This is a genomic window from Pseudoalteromonas sp. Hal040, from assembly GCF_037162425.1.
Classification (GTDB): domain Bacteria; phylum Pseudomonadota; class Gammaproteobacteria; order Enterobacterales; family Alteromonadaceae; genus Pseudoalteromonas; species Pseudoalteromonas gelatinilytica.
In genome coordinates, this window is the sequence record NZ_JARLUU010000001.1 from 3,322,242 (window position 1) to 3,340,305 (window position 18,064).

Sequence of the window (18,064 nt, forward strand, 5' to 3'; positions counted from 1 at the left end):
ACCGACTGCTCTGTAGATCTCCTTCAATAAAAAAGCAGCCCACTCGGGCTGCTTGAAACTTATAGCTTAAGGCTTAAAGCTAAATACTTTTAAAACGGTAAATGTATCTGGGCACTGAGGCCACCTTCTGGGCGATTAAGTAGCTGCACTCGACCGCCGTGCATATCGACAATACGTTTAATTATCGCAAGACCTAAGCCACTGCCTTCACTACCACGTGCCGCATCACCTTGTTTGAACGGTTCAAATACGGTTTCAAGTTCGCTTTCGGGGATACCCGGGCCGTGATCATTAACCACCACCATCGCAAACTTTTTATTACTGCTCACGCGGGTTTCGACCTCTATATCACCATCTGAATAGCGAATTGCGTTTTCAATCATATTAGTAACAACACGCTTTATTGCCACCGTGCTTACTGGCACTTCACCTAAGCTTGGGTTTTCTTTGAAGGTAATGGTGCGATTATGCTTTTGCTCAGCCTCAACGACCTCTGAAACAATCACATTTAAATCTTCTAACTCAAGTTCTTCACGTTTGTGATGACGTAAGTATTCAATGAATTGGTCGATAATGGCGTTCATGTCTTCAATGTCATGAATGATCCCTTCTCGCAGGTAATCTTCATCGTCCGACATCATTTCAGTGGCTAAGCGAATACGTGTAAGCGGCGTGCGCAAGTCATGAGAAACACCTGCCATTAATAATCGACGATCGTTCTCAAGAGCTGCAATCCCCCGTGACATTTGATTAAACGCACGGGTTACTTCAATCACTTCAGTAGAGCCTTGCTCTTCTAATTTGGTAGAAAAGTCACCTACCCCTACTTTAACAGCCGCTTGTTGCAGTGCTTTCAAAGGTCTATTTAGATGGCGGGCAAACAACCACCCACCGAGTACACTTAAAAAGCCAATACTCGATAAATAAAAGGTTAAGAATTTTAGGTTGTTTTCTTGCAGGCCAGTGAGCGGCACGCGCACCCAATAACCCGGAGCTTGCGGGGCTTCAACCCAATAAACAAGTGGATCGGTCTGACTAATGCGTACTCGAGCAGAACCATTTAGCTCTTTCGACATACTGCGCGACAGCATAGAGTACTCGCGAGTTTCAGCAAGCCCCTCACTCATCGCTTGGCGCTGCGTCATCACTTCTATGCCGGTGATCTCAAAAAACTTGTCAGAGGCTTCTTTGCTAACCTCAACGCCTTCTTCCCATTCAATAAACACGGTTTTCACCTGTTTCGAAAGGATCAAGTTAACTTGCTCTATGGTGGGTTTAACAACATAAAAACTGACAGTGATATAAGAGACAATTTGATTGATTAACAGCAGGGCCGCAACCAAAAATACCGTTTGTCCAAACGCACTACGTGGAAACATGCCCATTACTGTTATTTTTCACCATCTGGCACAAATACGTAGCCTAAGCCCCATACTGTTTGGATATAACGAGGATTTGCCGCATCCACTTCAATCATACGACGTAAGCGCGATACCTGAACATCGATACTGCGCTCTAGCGCACTGTAGTCACGACCACGTGCTAAATTCATTAGTTTATCGCGACTAAGCGGTTCACGAGGATGTGTTACCAAGGCTTTTAATACTGCAAATTCACCACTGGTTAACGACATTGTTTTGTCACCATGACTCATTTCGCGGGTCGCAAGGTTGAGAGTAAACTCACCAAAGCTAATCTCGTTTTCTTCGGCTGCCGGCGCACCCGGCACTTCTTTAGCACGACGACGTAAAATTGCTTTGATACGCGCGAGTAATTCACGTGGATTAAATGGTTTAGGAATGTAATCATCTGCACCGAGCTCTAAACCAATGATGCGGTCTACTTCATCGCCTTTCGCTGTGAGCATAACAATAGGAATATCATTTTCTTTTTGACGTAAACGACGGCAAATTGAAAGACCATCTTCACCTGGTAACATTAAATCTAATACAATCAAGTGGAAGTTTTCGCGCTCTAATAAGCGATCCATTTGCTCTGAATTTGCTGCTGTACGAACAATAAAACCTTGTTCTACAAGGTAACGCTCTAGCAAACTGCGCAAGCGCATATCATCATCAACAACCAATACTTTTGTCGTTTCGTGTCCCATAACTTTCATTCTTTTTGTAATATGTTACTTCTTAATATAAATGAAAAAGTTAAGAATAAAAAACGAATTGCGCGCTTAGATTGTTACTGAACATTTCAAAATCCCACTCGACAAAGGCAATAGACTTTTATAACTTGCAGCTGGTTTTCTTTTTTGGCTAAGTAAAATGGCAAAGACAAATTTAATAACCCGTGAAGGGTATCAGCAATTACAACAAGAACATGATTACTTATGGCATGAAAAGCGCCCAGAAATTACCAAAATTGTTACCTGGGCGGCAAGCCTGGGCGATCGTTCTGAAAACGCCGATTATCAGTTTAATAAACGTGTTTTACGACAGATCGACCGCCGTGTACGCTATCTTCGTAAAAGAATGCCAGATCTTAAAATCATTGATTACAACCCACAGCAAGCGGGTAAAGTATTCTTTGGCGCATGGATCGAAATTGAGAATGAACAAGGTGAAACAAAGCGTTTTCGTATTGTCGGGCCTGACGAAATTTACGAACGTAAAGACTACATTTCTATTGATGCACCGATGGCTCGAGCGCTACTAGGCAAACAAGTGGATGATGACTTTTCGGTGATGACGCCTGAAGGTGCAAAGGAGTGGTTCATCAATGAAATAACGTATCCAGATGCAAAATAATTTTTCCCAGAAAATTCAGAAAGCGTTAATTAGTGATTGTTTAGTCTAAAAATGTGATCTATAACTAAAGGTACTCAAGATAAATCATTACTTGAGGTTTAGAAGGTAGTAACTATGTCAAACGCAATACAACGCATAATAAGTAATGCCATTGTATTCGCACTTTTAATGAGTGTGAGTTTGATATCTTATGCCAGCGACATAGAAAGCCATTCAGACAGTGTTACGCCAACCGCTCATTTTATTGCGTGTGATAGTGCAGAGCCTGCCAACGTAGACACCGACCTCGACAAACATACTGCTGCGTTCATCGCTGATGTAGCCCAACCACTGCCAGATGCACGTGTTGTTTTGTATGTTAATGCTTGTTCTAAGGCGTCTGTTTATAGCGCGCACCAGCGAGGGCCACCTGTTTTTAATTAACTCGAATTTTTCTATTTCAGTTTTATTAAAATGTATGGTGACCAAAATGAATAATTTCAAAGAATTACGTCTTCAAGATATATCTAATGGCGCATTATCTAATGCAGTGAATGAAGTTGAGCCAACACTCGATCTCACTTCTCCAGCTTTAAAAGTACTTAACAGCTTTACGCAAAAAGATCCATTACGCGCTCATTACGGCACAACCATTGTTGATGCGTTAAAACAAACGAATAGCTGTTGTTCAGATTTTATTTTAGTTGTTGATAACGAAGATAAACTACTCGGTATTACCTCTAGTGCAGACTTACAAAGCTCAAAAATTATGATTCTTGCGCGACGTTTAAACTTACATCGTGACGAAATCACCTTGCATGATGTGATGACTCCTCTAGGCAATTTAGCGGGGGTGAGCCTGCAAAGTATCAGCTACGCTTGTATTGGTGATGCGCTACAAACAATGGAGCACCAAGGTATGATGTTCCTACTGGTGACCAGTGCTAAACAAGAAATTTGTGGTTTGATTTCAGCCCGTGAAATCGCTAAAAAATTACATATCCCTGTTAATATCAACCCAATCGCTAATGGCTTTAGCGAGGTATTACAACAGGTAGAACACCCACACTAAGCGTTAAAATCTGCGTTGTGTAAGACTATTTTTGCAGGCCTTAAAAGCAGTGCTTTTAAGGCCTTCTTATTGTGATATTATTCAGGCAATTAATCTTCAGTTTTACTGATTTTCTATTTTTAAAAAGGTTTATGCATGAGCAATATCTCTGCACGCTTAGCGACCGAGCTAAATGCCCAGCAATCACAAGTTGTTGCTGCAATCAAATTACTTGATGAAGGTGCCACAGTCCCTTTTATCGCCCGTTATCGTAAAGAAGTGACAGGTGGTCTAGACGACACCCAACTACGTTTACTTGAGCAGCGTCTATCTTATTTACGTGAATTAGAGGAACGCCGCAGCTTTATCCTTGCCACTATCGAAGAGCAAGGTAAGTTAACTGCCGAGCTAAGTGCTGACATTAATAGTGCTGACAGTAAAACTGAGCTTGAAGACTTATATCTGCCTTTCAAACCAAAACGCCGTACGAAAGGACAAATAGCCATTGAAGCAGGTATTGAACCGCTTGCTGATGCACTATTTGACGACCCTAGCCTCGACCCAGAACAACACGCGACTGATTACATTAACGCTGAGGCAGGCTTTGCTGATACAAAAGCGGTACTCGATGGCGCTAAATTTATTTTGATGGAGCGTTTTGCAGAAGACGCCAAACTACTTGCTAAATTCCGCAGCCACATTGCTCAGCATGGTCAAATTGAAAGCACTATAATCGCTGGCCAAGAAAATGAAGGGGCTAAATACCGCGACTACTTTGAGCATCAAGAACCACTTAAGAAAGTACCATCACACCGTGCACTTGCTATGCTTCGTGCGCGTAACGAAGGTGTACTACAACTTAGTATCAACCCTGAGCCAAGTGCAGAAAATCCGGCGCAAGTGTGTGCACAAATGATTGCCGATCATTACCGTTTAGATGTTAGTAATTCGGCAGCAAGCAGTTGGTTAATGGGCGTAGTGCAATGGGCATGGAAAATTAAGTTAAGTCTGCATCTTGAGAATGAATTTTTAGGTGCAATGCGTGAAAAAGCAGAAACCGGCGCCATTGATGTTTTTGCTAAGAACTTAAAAGATTTATTAATGGCTGCACCTGCAGGTCCACGCACCACGTTAGGCCTTGATCCTGGTTTACGTACTGGTTGTAAAATTGCCGTTGTTGACAGCACAGGTAAGCTTTTAACAACACAAACTATTTTCCCGCATGCACCGCAAAACCACTGGGAAAAATCACTTCGTACTTTAGAACAACTATGCCGCCAGCATAAAGTTGAGCTAATCGCTATTGGTAATGGTACGGCTTCTCGTGAATCTGACAAGTTAGTTGCAGAGCTGATCAAAGCGAACAGTGAGCTTAAGCTAAATAAAATTATGGTTAGTGAAGCCGGTGCATCTGTTTATTCAGCGTCTGAATTTGCAGCTAATGAATTCCCTAACCTTGATGTTTCACTACGTGGCGCAGTATCTATTGCGCGTCGCCTTCAAGACCCACTTGCTGAACTGGTAAAAATTGAGCCTAAATCAATCGGTGTAGGTCAGTATCAGCACGATGTATCGCAAAGCCAACTTGGTCAAACGCTAACATCAGTCGTTGAAGACTGCGTAAACTCAGTGGGTGTAGACTTAAATATGGCGTCGGTACCACTATTGACTCGCGTATCTGGCTTAAACAAAACATTAGCGCAAAATATTGTTAGCTACCGTGATGCGAATGGCTCATTTAGCAAACGCTCTGAACTTAAAAAAGTTGAACGCTTAGGTCCAAAAGCCTTTGAACAAGCTGCCGGTTTCTTACGTATCAGCACAGGCTCAGATCCTCTCGATAACTCGTCAGTTCACCCTGAAGCCTACCCTGTTGTTAAGCGAATCTGCGAGAAGAACAGCTTAGATGTAAACAGCCTAATTGGTAATTCTGACATTCTAAACAAGCTCGTTGCGAACGACTACACAGACGAAAAGTTTGGTTTACCAACCGTTACCGATATTATCAAGGAGCTTGATAAGCCAGGTCGTGACCCGCGCCCTGAGTTTAAAACAGCTGAGTTTAAGGCCGGTGTTGAAACCATTAACGACCTAACACCAGGTATGATTTTAGAAGGTGTCGTGTCTAACGTTGCTAACTTTGGTGCCTTCGTTGATGTGGGTGTACACCAAGACGGGTTAGTGCACATTTCTGCAATTACTAACAAGTTTATCTCTGACCCACGTGAAGTAGTTAAAGCCGGCGATATTGTTAAAGTAAAAGTAGTTGAAGTAGATGCTGCGCGTAAACGTATTAGCTTTACCATGCGTTTAGACGATGACGTTGATACCAGTAATAAAGCTGCACCCGCTAGCAAACCTAAGCCGGCAGCTAAAGCGAAAAGTGCACCTAAGCAAAAACGCGAATTTGGCAATGTTGCCATGGGTAATGCCTTTGCAGATGCATTTGCCAATGCAAAAGTGAAAAAATAATACCAGTTCGCTTAATCAAACTGGTATCAATCGATAATAAAAAACCGCGTGAGTGTAAACTACGCGGTTTTTTTATTTGTATAACAACTTACTTAATAAAATACGTTGCTATGAAAGGCTCAATAAATTGAGCCTTTATCACTATTACTTACTACGACGAAGTGCAAGTAATGGCAGTAGTAACACTATAAAGTGACCTAATGAGCCGCTTGAAGAGCTCTTAGCTTTCGCTTCAGTTTCTGGTGTTACTTGTGAAGCGTATTCACAGCTACCATCATCTTCATTCGCTGTCGCATCATAGTTAGATGCTGCAGTATCAGTACAACCAAGCTCTACACCATCAGATTCAACCATAAGTAAGAACTCTTTACTTACTTTGTCTGCTGGGTTTGCTTTATCTTGCACTGTGACAGTCACCATTGTTTCACCATGGAAATGTGCATCAGGGATTAGGTTAAACGACATTCCGTCAACTTCAGCCGTTACATTCTCACCCGTTACCACTAATTCATTTGGCGACTGATCTGCATCAACAACCATCACATCAACACCATCGATACGGCCATTTTCAGCTACCGTCATATCAGCAATGTCGCTCATTTTCAGGTTGCTTTGCACACCGATAGAGTGCATTAACGACCCACCTTCTTGGCTACCAAGTTGGTAATCAAGAGTGATATCTTGCACTGTACCTTTCGCATCAGGCATAACCGTAGCAGTAAAGTTAAACTCAACTTCACTTTGCTCTGGGCCAACATAATCAAAACAGATCACTAAGTCATCTTGTAAGATCTTGCCAAGGTCGTCATAACCAATCACATTGCTTAATGCACCCTCTTTAAAGCCAGCCGTTGTTGAATAAACACTATCGCCACCTTCAATAAAGATGGTTCCTTCGTCAACACCAGCGCCTAGGTTATCGTAAGCAAAGATAGCTTCGAACATACCTTCATGGTCATCAATACCACTACGTAAAATCACTTCATAGTCGAACGTGTCACCGGTATTTTTATCAGTCACATTATCGAATTCCATGAATACGAGATCACCTAAATCAGGACGCTCTTCTTTGTATTGAGAAGCAATCGTTAGGCCTGTTGGATCAGTCGGATGGCGAAGGTTTTCGATTTCAAACGAACCACGCCAGAATGGTGCCAATGCTTCAACTAAGAAACCAGGACCACGGTGCGCACTCATCATCCACCAGATAGGTGTGAACTGCATTGCTCCTGTTGGGTGTAAACGTACTTCGTTATTATTTACTTGATTGTAAATTTCAAACTTCGCACCATTTTTATAGAATAACCAATCGATTGGAACATCAAAGAACACATTTGAACCACCTTCATACCAAGCAGCTTCAGGTTGAATGCGGAAATCACCCCATAAATCGATATATCCTCCTGTCGAGAATTCATCAATCATTGGCGTTTTACACATTTCGTTAGTGATGTTGTTGGTTACCACATAATCACGTTGTACGTTACGTGTTGCGTCTTGTGTACCTTGAATTGTCAGGGTATTGCCTTCAACGATTAACGAAGCAGCCACCGACTCATTATTTGAAGTTAGTGTTTGTGGCCAAACTTGCATGCCCTCAGGAATCGTCAATGACAATGAATAGTCACGCGCTTTTGATTCATAGTTAGCTTTAAGTTTTACATTAACGTTAACTAGGTCCATAGCGCGAGCCGTGTCTTGGTCAACATTTAGTGTGAGTGCTTGGGCATCACGCTTTAAGTTAACCGATGTAAAACCGAGGGTGCCTTCAGCACCTTCAGCATTACCTAATGCAAAGCCGCCATAGTAAACATCATTCGGTTGCGCTTCAGGTAGGTCCCAATTTACCGCAATTTCATAGTTACCATTGCCGCTGTGCTGCTGTGGCGCTGATACACTGAATTCACCGGTATTTTGCTCTTTAACAATCGCATAATGTGTAACGGTTTGATAACCAACATCACGTAAACCTGCTAGAGCTGCGGTCGCAAACCAATATTTACCAGGCTTAGGATCGATAATGTTACAGTAGTTATCTTCAACACTACTTGAAGAGTAACAAATCATCTCTTCATTAAGTGCTTTGATCAGTGCTGTAGAGTCTTCCGAAATCTCCTCATCAGACACCATGAATGAGCCACTTTCATTAGCATCATAACCCACTATTAAGTGTGCTTTTTTCATTTGCCAACGAGGTTCAACAAGGTCTGCCAAATCTGTAGTTTGTTCGGTAGATGCAACTTTAACCATTAAGCGTTTTGTACCTTCTGGTACTTCAAACGATTGAATATCCCACGTTTTTTCAACGCGGTCTTTCGTCACGTAAGGTGCAACACCTAAGATATTTGCAGTAACTTCAGTTGGTTTTACAAGACCATAATAAGTCGGCGTAAACTCACTGTAGCTATCGGTATTAACAACGATTGATTCTGATGCACTGGCACGTGCCATATCGATATCAACCATGGTTGGTAGCTCATCAATAACATTCTTTGCAACCAATGTGAAATGAGCGTCTGGTAAGTCGCCGTCAGTGTTCTTAAATAGCACTTTGCCGTTGAACCAAGCATCTTTATTTAAGATGTTATCCCAAGGCGCACCCTCTTCAATGGGATCAAGTTTAGACTCGATGATATTTGGCAACTTCATAGTAACCATTACATCTTGTGTCTCCCCTGCTTTCAGCGTGAAGTTACTTGGTGTTACGCTAACTTCTACACCAAAGCTTTCGTCTTCACCCTCAACAGCCCAACCATAAGCAGTTGCATCCCAAGTACCATCTTTTGTTGCCTTTACAGTACGCATCCATGAACATTCAAGCTCACAGTCTTTGTTCACTAAAGAAGGTAAATTCAACCACTCAACTAAACCACCGTTACGAGGGTTAGCATTATGGTAGTTTTCAATAGTCTCATCCATGATAAGACCTGCATTTGCAGCTTGTGCTACGTCAATTGCACCGCCACCAGCCATGAAGTTGTAATATGGGTCAATTAAAGTCACGCCGTTAGAAATACGTACTTTATTTGCCGTCATCATTAGCGCTGATTGAATTTCTGCTGGCGTCCAATCTGGGTGCATTTGCATCAATAGCGTCATTGCGCCAGTAACATGTGGCGTAGCCATTGAGGTACCGCTCATGAAAGTCCAATCTGATGCACTTGGATAAGCTGTAAATGGTTGGTCATCAGCATTCGCAGCATAAATATCAACACCCGGTGCAGTCACGTCCGGAACAAGGTTGTTGATGTAATAACTTGGTCCCATAGAACTAAAGATAGCAAGCTGATTACCCGCTTCTGCATCAAATGAATAGTTATTTTCTGGCTCGCCAATCGTCGCAATAGCAGCACCACCAGGATTAGCATTCACCCAGTTACGAATTGTGTAACGAGCACTTGCTGGTAAGTGAATACCCGGGATCACGTAGTTATCAGCAACAATACTCTCTGCCGAACTAATGTTTTGTAAAATGAAGCCTCCTGCTCCACCTGCAGCAACGTTCTTGGCTTTATCAACACGCGCAATGTCACCACGTAAACATACTACAATTTGGTCAGCCGTAAACGTGCCTGCAGGGAAAGGTGCGTTACAGCTTGCAGCATCGTAACCATCACTTTCATTTGGGTCATCGTATTTTTCAGCAAGAACAACTTCGCCAGTAATACCGCCAGAGAAACTCTTACCTGTATACTCACCAGCATAAGGCGTGCGAGTGCCTTGGAAGTTATTAATGGTTTTAACACCTAAATCCATCACGCGGTCATGGGTTGATGCACCAACAGTGGTTACCCAAGGTGATGTATGATCCGCTGAAATATAATAAGGACCCGAGTTACCCGCTGCCGCTGCCACTGAAATGCCCGCTTCGCGCGCACTTAAGAAAGCCATTTCCATTGGGTCTTCCCATGGGAAGCTTTCGCTACCACCAATTGAGAAGTTAATAGCATCGACACCATCTTCAATCGCATCTTCAAATGCAGATAAAATTGCTGATTCAGGACAGCCTGAGTATAGATCGCCAGAACGGCCAGCATAACAAACTTGGTACGAAATGATATGCGCACGCGGTGCAACACCGCTGGTGCTTTCAAACGTGAATGGTAAGTTTTCTCCATCACTGACTTTCTCACCGGTTGCAGCTTGAAGTGGCGTGTTTTCTATGTAGTTACCCGCTGTGGTACTCGCTGTGTGAGAGCCGTGACCATTGTAATCTTCACCATTTTCAGCACGACGATCAGCTCGGGCAAATTGATAATCCGCATTCATCGCTGTGACTTCTGGATAAGAGCGAACACCAATTAGCTTGTCATTACATAGCTCAGGTTCTTCTTCACAGTCACCTAAAAAGTTACCGGCACCTAATGGATTTTTTTGCTGTACTCTTCGTCGCTTGCAAATGCCGGGTGGTCTGTATTGATACCAGTATCAATAATACCGACAACCATACCTTCACCTTTAACACCAACCGATGAAGCAGGTGTTGAACCCTGCCATAATTGGTCTGCGCCAATAAACTCAGGACCGCGGTCTGTGCGTAATTCAAAAATACGGTTAGGAGTAATACGCTTTACGCCTGATTGCGTCGCAAGAAGCTCTGCATCAGCTTGTGTCATTTCAACAACAACCGCGTTATTTGCAAGGGTAAATTGCTTTTTAATCGCAATATTGGCACCCATTGCACGCGCCTTACTTAATACTGTTGATTGACGCTGTTTTAAAAAGCCTTGATACGCGCGCACGCTTTGCGAAGCTGTATCAATGCGCTCTTTTACCATTAAAGAACGTGACTCTGTAATGGCTGTAGCGCTGAAGCCTTGAATATCACCTTGATAACTTGCTACAGGTTCATCATGCATTTGTACAATGTATGTTTGAATACCCGTCACCCCATCTTGAGGTTGAAAAACATGTTCCGGCTGCTGACTTTGGTAATGCTGATTTAAGCGCTGAGCACTCCCCTTTAATAAGCTTGGATGATCTTCGATTTGTTTTTCTTGTTGATAATTCGCGATATCTTCCGCTGTAAATGTTGGCTGATAAAAGCCTTTATCTGACACTTTGTTAAAGCCTGGCTCTGCCACAGCATAGCCTGTAGCACCGACGTACAATGCTGTAAGTACGGCAACTGAGCTTTTCTTCAAGTGTGTGATTTTCTTATTGCAAGGTTGCATATGATTCCCACTGATTTAATTCTAAACAGCTCATAAATTGCTTGAGCTGACACACTAAATTATTTAGCAGGCAAACATATACAGAGGGGTTTTTGCATGGTCAAACCGAGTTGTACACAGTTAGGACACAAAATTAACAGTAAATAAACATAAGAGTGTTAATAACAAACGCTTTGCGGGATATTTATACAAAATGTAGCATTTTGTAGAGAATGCGATTACAGAAACAAAAAATGGGGAAGGGAAAGCAGCTAGAGAAAAACTTCCCTAGCCGCTAACTAGTTAGAAATTGTAACGAACTGCCAGTGAGATATCTGAGTAATCATTTGCATCACGATAGCTTGCGCTGACAAGCCAAGCTGGCGTGAAGGCATAGTTTGCACCTACATGAAATACTGCATTATTTTCGCTCTCTTCATCATGTAAACGCTCGTAGCCAACGCCTCCGTTGATCTCAAATGAATCAGTTAATAAGTGTCTGATTTGTACGTTAGCAGATAAAATATCTGCAGTTTCTGAATTAGAGTGGTTCTCTGAAAAGCTATTAAAAACTTGATCTTGGTATGAGACAACTTCTTTAAAATTAAGGTCAGTTTCAATCTTAAACTGGCCAATCTTTGCTGAAAAATCAACTTTAGTACGATCGGATAGCGAATAAATATAGCCTAAACCAATTTCGTAACGCGTCATATCAACATCATAATCGAAAGTATAAGCTATGACGGTATTACCTAAAAAATTATCATTACTATCGTAAACACCTGAGCCGTTGAATTCATTCGTTGCAGTCACATCATCATTTAAAATTGAATAATGACCTGTAACATACCAATTCTCAGCAAACTGCTTACTAAAATTAAAGGCAACCCCTTTAAGAGATAACTCATCTAAGTCATCAATTTTTGTCTTTTTAAATCCGGCTTCAACATAGTCATAGCTTAATGGTGAGGTGTTTTCTGCCATTACAGCGGTAGAAGCAAGTGATAACGCGCAAGCAAGAAGAGTGTATTTCATTTGTTTAATCATCCTAATTATAAATCGGGGACAATCTACCAAAGCGAGGCAGGACCCGCAATGGAAACAACATTCGTTTTTGTAGGCTAAATGTAAGAAACTGTTATAAAAGTTCGATTAAGCATTTAATAAATTGAGCTATTTTGAGGCAATAAAACCTCGTTAAGGACAGGTTTAACCCCACTAAATGATGAATTATTAATGTGAATTAGTATGGGCTTAAATCAAAGCAGAGAACTGATTTTGATTAGCTGGAGAGGTTGCTGCTTGATAAAAATTAGCGATACGTGCGGCGCGCTCATCGACTTCTACATCACGCTTTGCTGTTTTTGTTTCGCTACTTTGAGCTGCGCTATCTTCAGCATACTCATTATGAATTTTAAATGTTGATTTGCCTGAATCAGCATCGTCATCATCAGATTGATTAGCAAGCTCAGCCTGCGCTGCAACGAGTTTTTGTGTGGCATCTGCGGCAATAGAACGATCTGCACCTGATGGTTCTTCAGGGGCGAGCGCTGCTGCACGCACTGTTTTCATTTTTTCGATTGTGGCTTGCGGGTCACCGTTGATTTCAGCAACATCAATTTGTACCTCGCCGCCCACAGCATAGTTTGTACCATCAGGGCCGCGCTGATACTCATAGCTTGGTGAGCCAGCATATTGCCCCCCGACTGTTGCATGCGCTTGTTCATGAATACGCACTTCGGTATCGCGGGCTTTTAGCTCTTTAATTTGCTCAGCGTCTTGTTGCTCTTGCTCAGCAACCTTTTGCTCTTTTTGCTGTTCTTGCTTAGCTTCTTGTTGCTCTTGTTCTGATTGCTCAGGCTCGCCTTGCTCGCTACCTTGTTGGCGCTCTTCAATCACTTTGTCTTCAGCAAGACGACCTTTAGCATCATAAGTACCCGCATCAGTACCTGGTTGCTTTGCTTTATCACCATCACTCAGCGTTTTATTTTCAGCGTTACTTGGCTTTGCAGCAGCAGGTGGCGGGATCACTTCCCGTAACTGATTATCACGGCGAGCACTTTCGGTGTGCACATTCGCCGTGTTGATATTAATCGAAGGAAACGGAGTGACGATATTCATAAGTACTAAACTTTGATATCAATTAAGGTACCTAGCACTTCATCAGCAGTTTGAATCGTGTTGATATTGGCTTTGGCATTAAACTCTTCAACTTTTAAATTAACAAGCGACTCATCGATTGGGGCTGGTTGTGAAACTGGCGGAGTTACAGCTTCATTTGGTGTTGCCGCTTGTAATTGGCGTTGTTGAGCTAATTGGGCATCATCTTGCTGATCAATTGAGGCACGGCTAATATCAGCGCTTGCCTTTTCGATACCTTGGCTTGCACGGTTATAACCTTCTACCGCATTATTAAAAACAGAACTGATTGGCATAACACCCTCCAACAGTGAGATCTACCCGTTAAGTATCGCTCATAAAACGAGCAAAATAAAGCTAAATCCCACGATTTTTCTGGCCTCTCAGAGAGGCTGGCTTAACACATTGATTTCAGTGCTGATATAAATGCCGCTTTATGAGAAATAAAAGGCGCATGTGACGCCTTATCTAAAACCTCATATTCAAACTGAGGCTGTAAGGCATGCATTTTTTCAATCGCACGATAAGGAACTAATGAATCTAAGCGCCCAAAAATACCTCGTACTGGCACGGTAAGTTTCGCGAAAAGCTCACGTAAATCATCTTGCTGTAAAATATCTAAACCTGCACTTAGAGCTTGCTCTTGTGGTGCTGGGTATTGGTTTAAAAGTGCTTTAAGTTGCTTAATATCATCCCGTGCTGATTCACTGCCCATTGCTTGTATCGCCAAAAACCGTTCTATCGTTTTTTCTCTGTGGCTAACCAGCTGATCTTTAAATGCGTTCAATACGTCAGGTTTGATACCCGGCCATTCGTCGGTTTGGGCAAAAAATGGGGTTGAGGCGACCAACACAACCTTTGCTACTTTGTCAGGCCAATGTGCTGCAATATACAAGGCAAAAAGCCCCCCTAACGACCAGCCAACAAGAATAGACTGATCATTGAGCTGTGTACTTAGTTGCTCAGCTGCAACATGCAAAGTGTAAGGTGTGGGGATTGACTGCGCATTACCAAAACCGGGTAAATCAAGGCAACGGACTTCACCATCATGAAAAAACTCAAGCTCAGGTTTGATCACTTGCCAAACCCCTTGGTTCATTCCCCAGCCATGTAATAACACCATATCATTTTGCATATTTTGTATTTCCCAACCACACTTAGCGCTCATAATAGCGTTTAAAGGAATGAATGCAATGTCTCGCTTCTCTCATGCCTTAAAACTAGGACTAGAGGCACTATTCCCCAACTTTTGCATTAGCTGCCAAAATCACATACAGGCTAATCAAGCTTTGTGTCAGCATTGTTTAGATGACCTTAATTTATTTGACCTTACACGCCACCCAAACCTGTTACACAGGCCAGATATCTGTGATGCATTTCCTGATAGCCAATTTGATCATTTAATTGCCTGTGCGTGGTATCAAGCACCTTTTAAACTTTGGCTCAAGCAATTGAAATTTAACGACCAGCAGTTTTTTCGTGTAGCACTTACACAAGTGATAGACAAACAGTTGCAAATAGCTCGTCAGGTTAATGTAACTTGGCCCGATCTTTTTATTGTGCTGCCACTACATAATCAGCGCTTTTTAGCACGCGGCTTTAATCAGGTCAGTCAAACTTGGTTACCTGTTTTAAAAAGCCAGCAATGTAGTGTTAGCGCTGCTCTTTTCAAGCAAAAAGCAACCAAAGCGCAATCACAGTTAAGTAAAGCGAAAAGAGTTAAAAACCTACAAAATGCGTTTGTTTGTCAGCAAGATTTAACTGGAAAAACGGTGGCAATTATTGATGATGTGATGACCTCTGGCGCAACCTTAAATGCTGCGACAGAAGCCATAAAAAATGCAGGAGCTAAGCAAGTATGGGCAATGCTCACTTGCCTAACAGGGTTAGGCAAACTGCATTATGATTAATTGTGATTATTTATCACCAGAGGCATGAAACGCATTACCAAAAAATAAGGCATTGCTCAGTAATCGGCTCGTGCCGTACCAATAACCACGGAACACTGGGTTATCAGTCATACCTATCACGCTGCCTTTGCCATATGAATGCGCAATGAGACCTGCCGCGCCCGCGACTTGCTCTACGTTTACGTCATCAGTAAAGCCAGCTAAAAGCGGTTTATCTGTGTAAGTAAGTACGTTAACAAATGGGGCATCTGACTTCTCAAGTAGCCAAGTGCTATTCTTAAACACTGGTAATGTATTACGATTCAGCGAATAGGTAAGTGGATGAGATAAATCCACTGAGGTATTAAAAATAGCCCCAGCAATACGCTGACGGCCTGCTAAGTCATCTTTATCGGCATAGCTAAGTCCTGTTGTATCAAAGGCACTCGCTACATCACGGCGAGATAAGTAATTAGCTTTTAGTAGCTGCTGATCAGCTAAGAACTTAGCACCGCCTTTGTGCCCCCAAATAACGCCGCCTTTACGAACCCACGACTTAATAGCCACTTTCGTTGCATCATCAAGACGGTTGTAATTACCGTGCGCTAGAATGATATGACTATAGTTTTCAAGGTCGATACCATCTAAGCGGTTCATTTCGATAATGCTTGGCGCTGTACCAACAAAGCGATCTAAGTAGTACCATACCTCACCAAGCTCATACTGGCTGGTACCTTCACCACCCACGAGTAACACTTTTGGTGCTTTTACTACGGCCATTGAACGAGAACCTAAATCGGCACCTTTCACTGTTAAGCCTGAGCTAATAGGTGTAATTTCAATACCAAATTCATTTTGTGCTTGGTTTAAATAACTCACCCAGTTGCTGTCAGTTTGCAGACCCGCAGGAAGCAAAATACTGCCAGGTGCAAAAGCAATCTCACCTGATGGTGTTTTTGCTGTGAGTGGGCTTAACGCCACGCGCGCTTTTACACCTTGTTCGAGTAAACTATTTAGCATTTTTGGCGCGAGATAATCATCCCACTTAAATGCGTACGCATAGCTTTGCGGTAATGCTGCAAAGCTTGATTTAACACTTTGCTGCCAAGGCATTTTGGCCAGATTTAAGCCCCAATTGCTGCTTACTTTTGCAAATTCTAGATTGAAGGCATGAGCAAGTGTCCAGCCCGATACATCATAAAACGTGTTATCAACAAAACGCTGTTGCTCACTGAAAATCGCTTTAATTAAACGAAATTGTGGCTGTGCTAATGGCACATAATAGCTCTGCTCAGAAAAGCTTTGACCATTTACTTTTAATGGCTCTTCTAACATATACGCATTGATTTGATGTTGTTTCAATAAATCAAGGAAGTACTGCATACGGCTGTGATCCGCACCGCCTTTAATAACATATCCTTTAAAGTCTTCATCACCGGCAAGATCAACCGCTTTGTTGTAAAATTTTGCTTGATAATCCAGTAAGTCTGTACGGTTATCAATCGCCGCTTGGAACGTCGATAGGCTAGTTAATAACTGATTTTTAATCGTAAACGGGAAGCTTAGCGGTCCGTTGATCGTTTCTTGTAAGTGACCACGCGAGCTCGCTTGTTCAAATAAGATGCCTACACCACCATTTACGTCTGGGTAAGTTGAGCCCTTACCATAGTAAAAGTCATCAAAGCTTTCTTCAGTAAAATAAAGCGCATTGTGCTCATCAAGTGTTTTCGCATGATAGTTTGCAATTGCTTTGGTTAGCGTGACATTTTCTTCAGGTGTGATTGGGTGCTTGCGAGTTGGGATCCCCGGCTGGAAGAAAAACGTGCTATTAGGCCCCATTTCATGGAAGTCTGTTAGGATATTTGGCTTCCATTGATGAAATTGAGCAATACGTGCGCGTGATTCAGGGTGTTGTAACAACAACCAGTCACGGTTTAAGTCAAACAAATAATGGTTAGTACGGCTGCTCGGCCAACTTTCAATATGCTCGCGAGTTTCTGGATCTGACGATAATTTCATGCCACGGTTGCTGTTAGCCCAATTAGCAAAACGCGCTAAGCCGTCTGGGTTTAGTGATGGGTCGAGTAAAATAACCGTATTATTAAGTAACGCATCGATTTCTGGTCCCTGTGCTGCTGCAAGGTAATAAGCAACGAGTAATGATGCATTGCTACCTGATGATTCATTACCATGCACACTATAGCCCATCCATACAACCGCAGGCTGTTTGCTTGAGTCACTCGCCCCACCATTTAAGCGAGCTAAGTGGGTCTTGCGAATTTGCTCCACTTGACCCAGCTTGTCTGGCGCTGTGATAGTTAACATCACCAGAGGGCGCTGCTCATGAGTACGACCAATCACTTTAAAGTTCATTCGGTCGCTTTTTTCGGCCAAGATTTGCATATATTGCACAAGCTGATCGTGACGTACATGCCACTCACCTACTTCGTAACCTAACACCTGTTCAGGGGTTGGAATACTTGGGTCAAATTTCACATCTTGTTCAAAGTAATAAGAAAGAGGTTTTGCTAATGCGCTAACGCTCACTAGCATGGTTAATATTGTTATTATTAAACGCATAGATAGCACCCGTAATTATTTGATGTTTTAACGCTACCATTC

Annotated in this window: 14 protein-coding genes; 5 read left to right on the forward strand and 9 right to left on the reverse strand. The window is 42.4% G+C overall.

Going from position 1 to position 18,064, the window contains the following annotated elements; translation table 11 throughout:
- Positions 1-89 precede the first annotated feature (89 nt).
- The gene (envZ, locus tag P4S60_RS15455; protein WP_337116517.1) at positions 90-1,385 is read right to left on the reverse strand and encodes a two-component system sensor histidine kinase EnvZ; all 1,296 of its coding nucleotides are present in this window, start codon (positions 1,383-1,385) and stop codon (positions 90-92) included.
- Between the two features lie 5 nt (positions 1,386-1,390).
- Positions 1,391-2,110: an osmolarity response regulator transcription factor OmpR gene (gene ompR, locus P4S60_RS15460; RefSeq protein ID WP_063702407.1), complete on the reverse strand. Its 720-nt coding sequence runs from the start codon at positions 2,108-2,110 to the stop codon at positions 1,391-1,393.
- Between the two features lie 166 nt (positions 2,111-2,276).
- Here ompR and greB point away from each other — a divergent pair, with 166 nt between their 5' ends.
- The 4 genes from greB (at position 2,277) to P4S60_RS15480 (ending at position 6,261) form a co-directional block, all read left to right on the forward strand.
- Positions 2,277-2,759 (forward strand): transcription elongation factor GreB, encoded by a 483-nt coding sequence (gene greB / locus P4S60_RS15465; protein ID WP_337116518.1) that lies wholly within the window; start codon positions 2,277-2,279, stop codon positions 2,757-2,759.
- A gap of 114 nt (positions 2,760-2,873) precedes the next feature.
- Complete coding sequence (locus P4S60_RS15470; protein ID WP_337116519.1) at positions 2,874-3,182, forward strand: hypothetical protein; 309 nt, start codon at positions 2,874-2,876, stop codon at positions 3,180-3,182.
- A 46-nt stretch (positions 3,183-3,228) separates the two neighbouring features.
- On the forward strand, positions 3,229-3,810 hold the full coding sequence (locus tag P4S60_RS15475; RefSeq protein ID WP_337116520.1) for a CBS domain-containing protein: 582 nt from the start codon (positions 3,229-3,231) through the stop codon (positions 3,808-3,810).
- A 135-nt stretch (positions 3,811-3,945) separates the two neighbouring features.
- On the forward strand, positions 3,946-6,261 hold the full coding sequence (locus P4S60_RS15480) for a Tex family protein (RefSeq protein ID WP_337116521.1): 2,316 nt from the start codon (positions 3,946-3,948) through the stop codon (positions 6,259-6,261).
- Between the two features lie 144 nt (positions 6,262-6,405).
- Here P4S60_RS15480 and P4S60_RS15485 read toward each other — a convergent pair whose 3' ends face one another.
- The 6 genes from P4S60_RS15485 to bioH all read right to left on the reverse strand — a co-directional run bounded on the left by P4S60_RS15485 (position 6,406) and on the right by bioH (position 14,688).
- Positions 6,406-10,530 (reverse strand): S8 family serine peptidase, encoded by a 4,125-nt coding sequence (locus tag P4S60_RS15485; RefSeq protein WP_337116522.1) that lies wholly within the window; start codon positions 10,528-10,530, stop codon positions 6,406-6,408.
- Positions 10,531-10,622: 92 nt separating this feature from the next.
- Positions 10,623-11,435: a protease inhibitor I9 family protein gene (locus tag P4S60_RS15490; protein ID WP_337116523.1), complete on the reverse strand. Its 813-nt coding sequence runs from the start codon at positions 11,433-11,435 to the stop codon at positions 10,623-10,625.
- Between the two features lie 282 nt (positions 11,436-11,717).
- Complete coding sequence (locus P4S60_RS15495) at positions 11,718-12,449, reverse strand: outer membrane beta-barrel protein (protein ID WP_337116524.1); 732 nt, start codon at positions 12,447-12,449, stop codon at positions 11,718-11,720.
- Positions 12,450-12,668: 219 nt separating this feature from the next.
- On the reverse strand, positions 12,669-13,535 hold the full coding sequence (locus tag P4S60_RS15500; RefSeq protein WP_337116526.1) for a putative metalloprotease CJM1_0395 family protein: 867 nt from the start codon (positions 13,533-13,535) through the stop codon (positions 12,669-12,671).
- A 5-nt stretch (positions 13,536-13,540) separates the two neighbouring features.
- Positions 13,541-13,849, reverse strand: coding sequence for a hypothetical protein (locus tag P4S60_RS15505; protein WP_337116527.1), 309 nt, complete (start codon positions 13,847-13,849; stop codon positions 13,541-13,543).
- A 101-nt stretch (positions 13,850-13,950) separates the two neighbouring features.
- The gene (gene bioH / locus P4S60_RS15510) at positions 13,951-14,688 is read right to left on the reverse strand and encodes a pimeloyl-ACP methyl ester esterase BioH (RefSeq protein ID WP_337116528.1); all 738 of its coding nucleotides are present in this window, start codon (positions 14,686-14,688) and stop codon (positions 13,951-13,953) included.
- A 58-nt stretch (positions 14,689-14,746) separates the two neighbouring features.
- Between bioH and P4S60_RS15515 the strand changes: the two genes are divergently transcribed.
- Positions 14,747-15,463 (forward strand): ComF family protein, encoded by a 717-nt coding sequence (locus P4S60_RS15515; protein ID WP_105181960.1) that lies wholly within the window; start codon positions 14,747-14,749, stop codon positions 15,461-15,463.
- 6 nt (positions 15,464-15,469) lie between these two features.
- Here the strand turns inward: P4S60_RS15515 and P4S60_RS15520 are convergent, their stop codons facing one another.
- Positions 15,470-18,022 carry a M14 metallopeptidase family protein gene (locus P4S60_RS15520; RefSeq protein ID WP_337116530.1) on the reverse strand — a complete coding sequence of 851 codons (2,553 nt, stop codon included), beginning with the start codon at positions 18,020-18,022 and terminating at the stop codon, positions 15,470-15,472.
- Positions 18,023-18,064 lie beyond the last annotated feature (42 nt).

Excerpts from the sequence above, each read along its gene's own strand:
- P4S60_RS15505 (WP_337116527.1), bottom strand. The coding sequence starts at position 13,849 with ATGCCAATCAGTTCTGTTTTTAATAATGCGGTAGAAGGTTATAACCGT.
- P4S60_RS15515 (WP_105181960.1), top strand. The coding sequence starts at position 14,747 with ATGTCTCGCTTCTCTCATGCCTTAAAACTAGGACTAGAGGCACTATTC.
- P4S60_RS15475 (WP_337116520.1), top strand. The coding sequence starts at position 3,229 with ATGAATAATTTCAAAGAATTACGTCTTCAAGATATATCTAATGGCGCA.
- P4S60_RS15485 (WP_337116522.1), bottom strand. The coding sequence starts at position 10,530 with ATGAATGCGGATTATCAATTTGCCCGAGCTGATCGTCGTGCTGAAAAT.
- bioH (WP_337116528.1), bottom strand. The coding sequence starts at position 14,688 with ATGCAAAATGATATGGTGTTATTACATGGCTGGGGAATGAACCAAGGG.
- ompR (WP_063702407.1), bottom strand. The coding sequence starts at position 2,110 with ATGGGACACGAAACGACAAAAGTATTGGTTGTTGATGATGATATGCGC.
- greB (WP_337116518.1), top strand. The coding sequence starts at position 2,277 with ATGGCAAAGACAAATTTAATAACCCGTGAAGGGTATCAGCAATTACAA.
- P4S60_RS15500 (WP_337116526.1), bottom strand. The coding sequence starts at position 13,535 with ATGAATATCGTCACTCCGTTTCCTTCGATTAATATCAACACGGCGAAT.
- P4S60_RS15470 (WP_337116519.1), top strand. The coding sequence starts at position 2,874 with ATGTCAAACGCAATACAACGCATAATAAGTAATGCCATTGTATTCGCA.
- P4S60_RS15495 (WP_337116524.1), bottom strand. The coding sequence starts at position 12,449 with ATGAAATACACTCTTCTTGCTTGCGCGTTATCACTTGCTTCTACCGCT.
- P4S60_RS15520 (WP_337116530.1), bottom strand. The coding sequence starts at position 18,022 with ATGCGTTTAATAATAACAATATTAACCATGCTAGTGAGCGTTAGCGCA.
- P4S60_RS15490 (WP_337116523.1), bottom strand. The coding sequence starts at position 11,435 with ATGCAACCTTGCAATAAGAAAATCACACACTTGAAGAAAAGCTCAGTT.
- envZ (WP_337116517.1), bottom strand. The coding sequence starts at position 1,385 with ATGGGCATGTTTCCACGTAGTGCGTTTGGACAAACGGTATTTTTGGTT.
- P4S60_RS15480 (WP_337116521.1), top strand. The coding sequence starts at position 3,946 with ATGAGCAATATCTCTGCACGCTTAGCGACCGAGCTAAATGCCCAGCAA.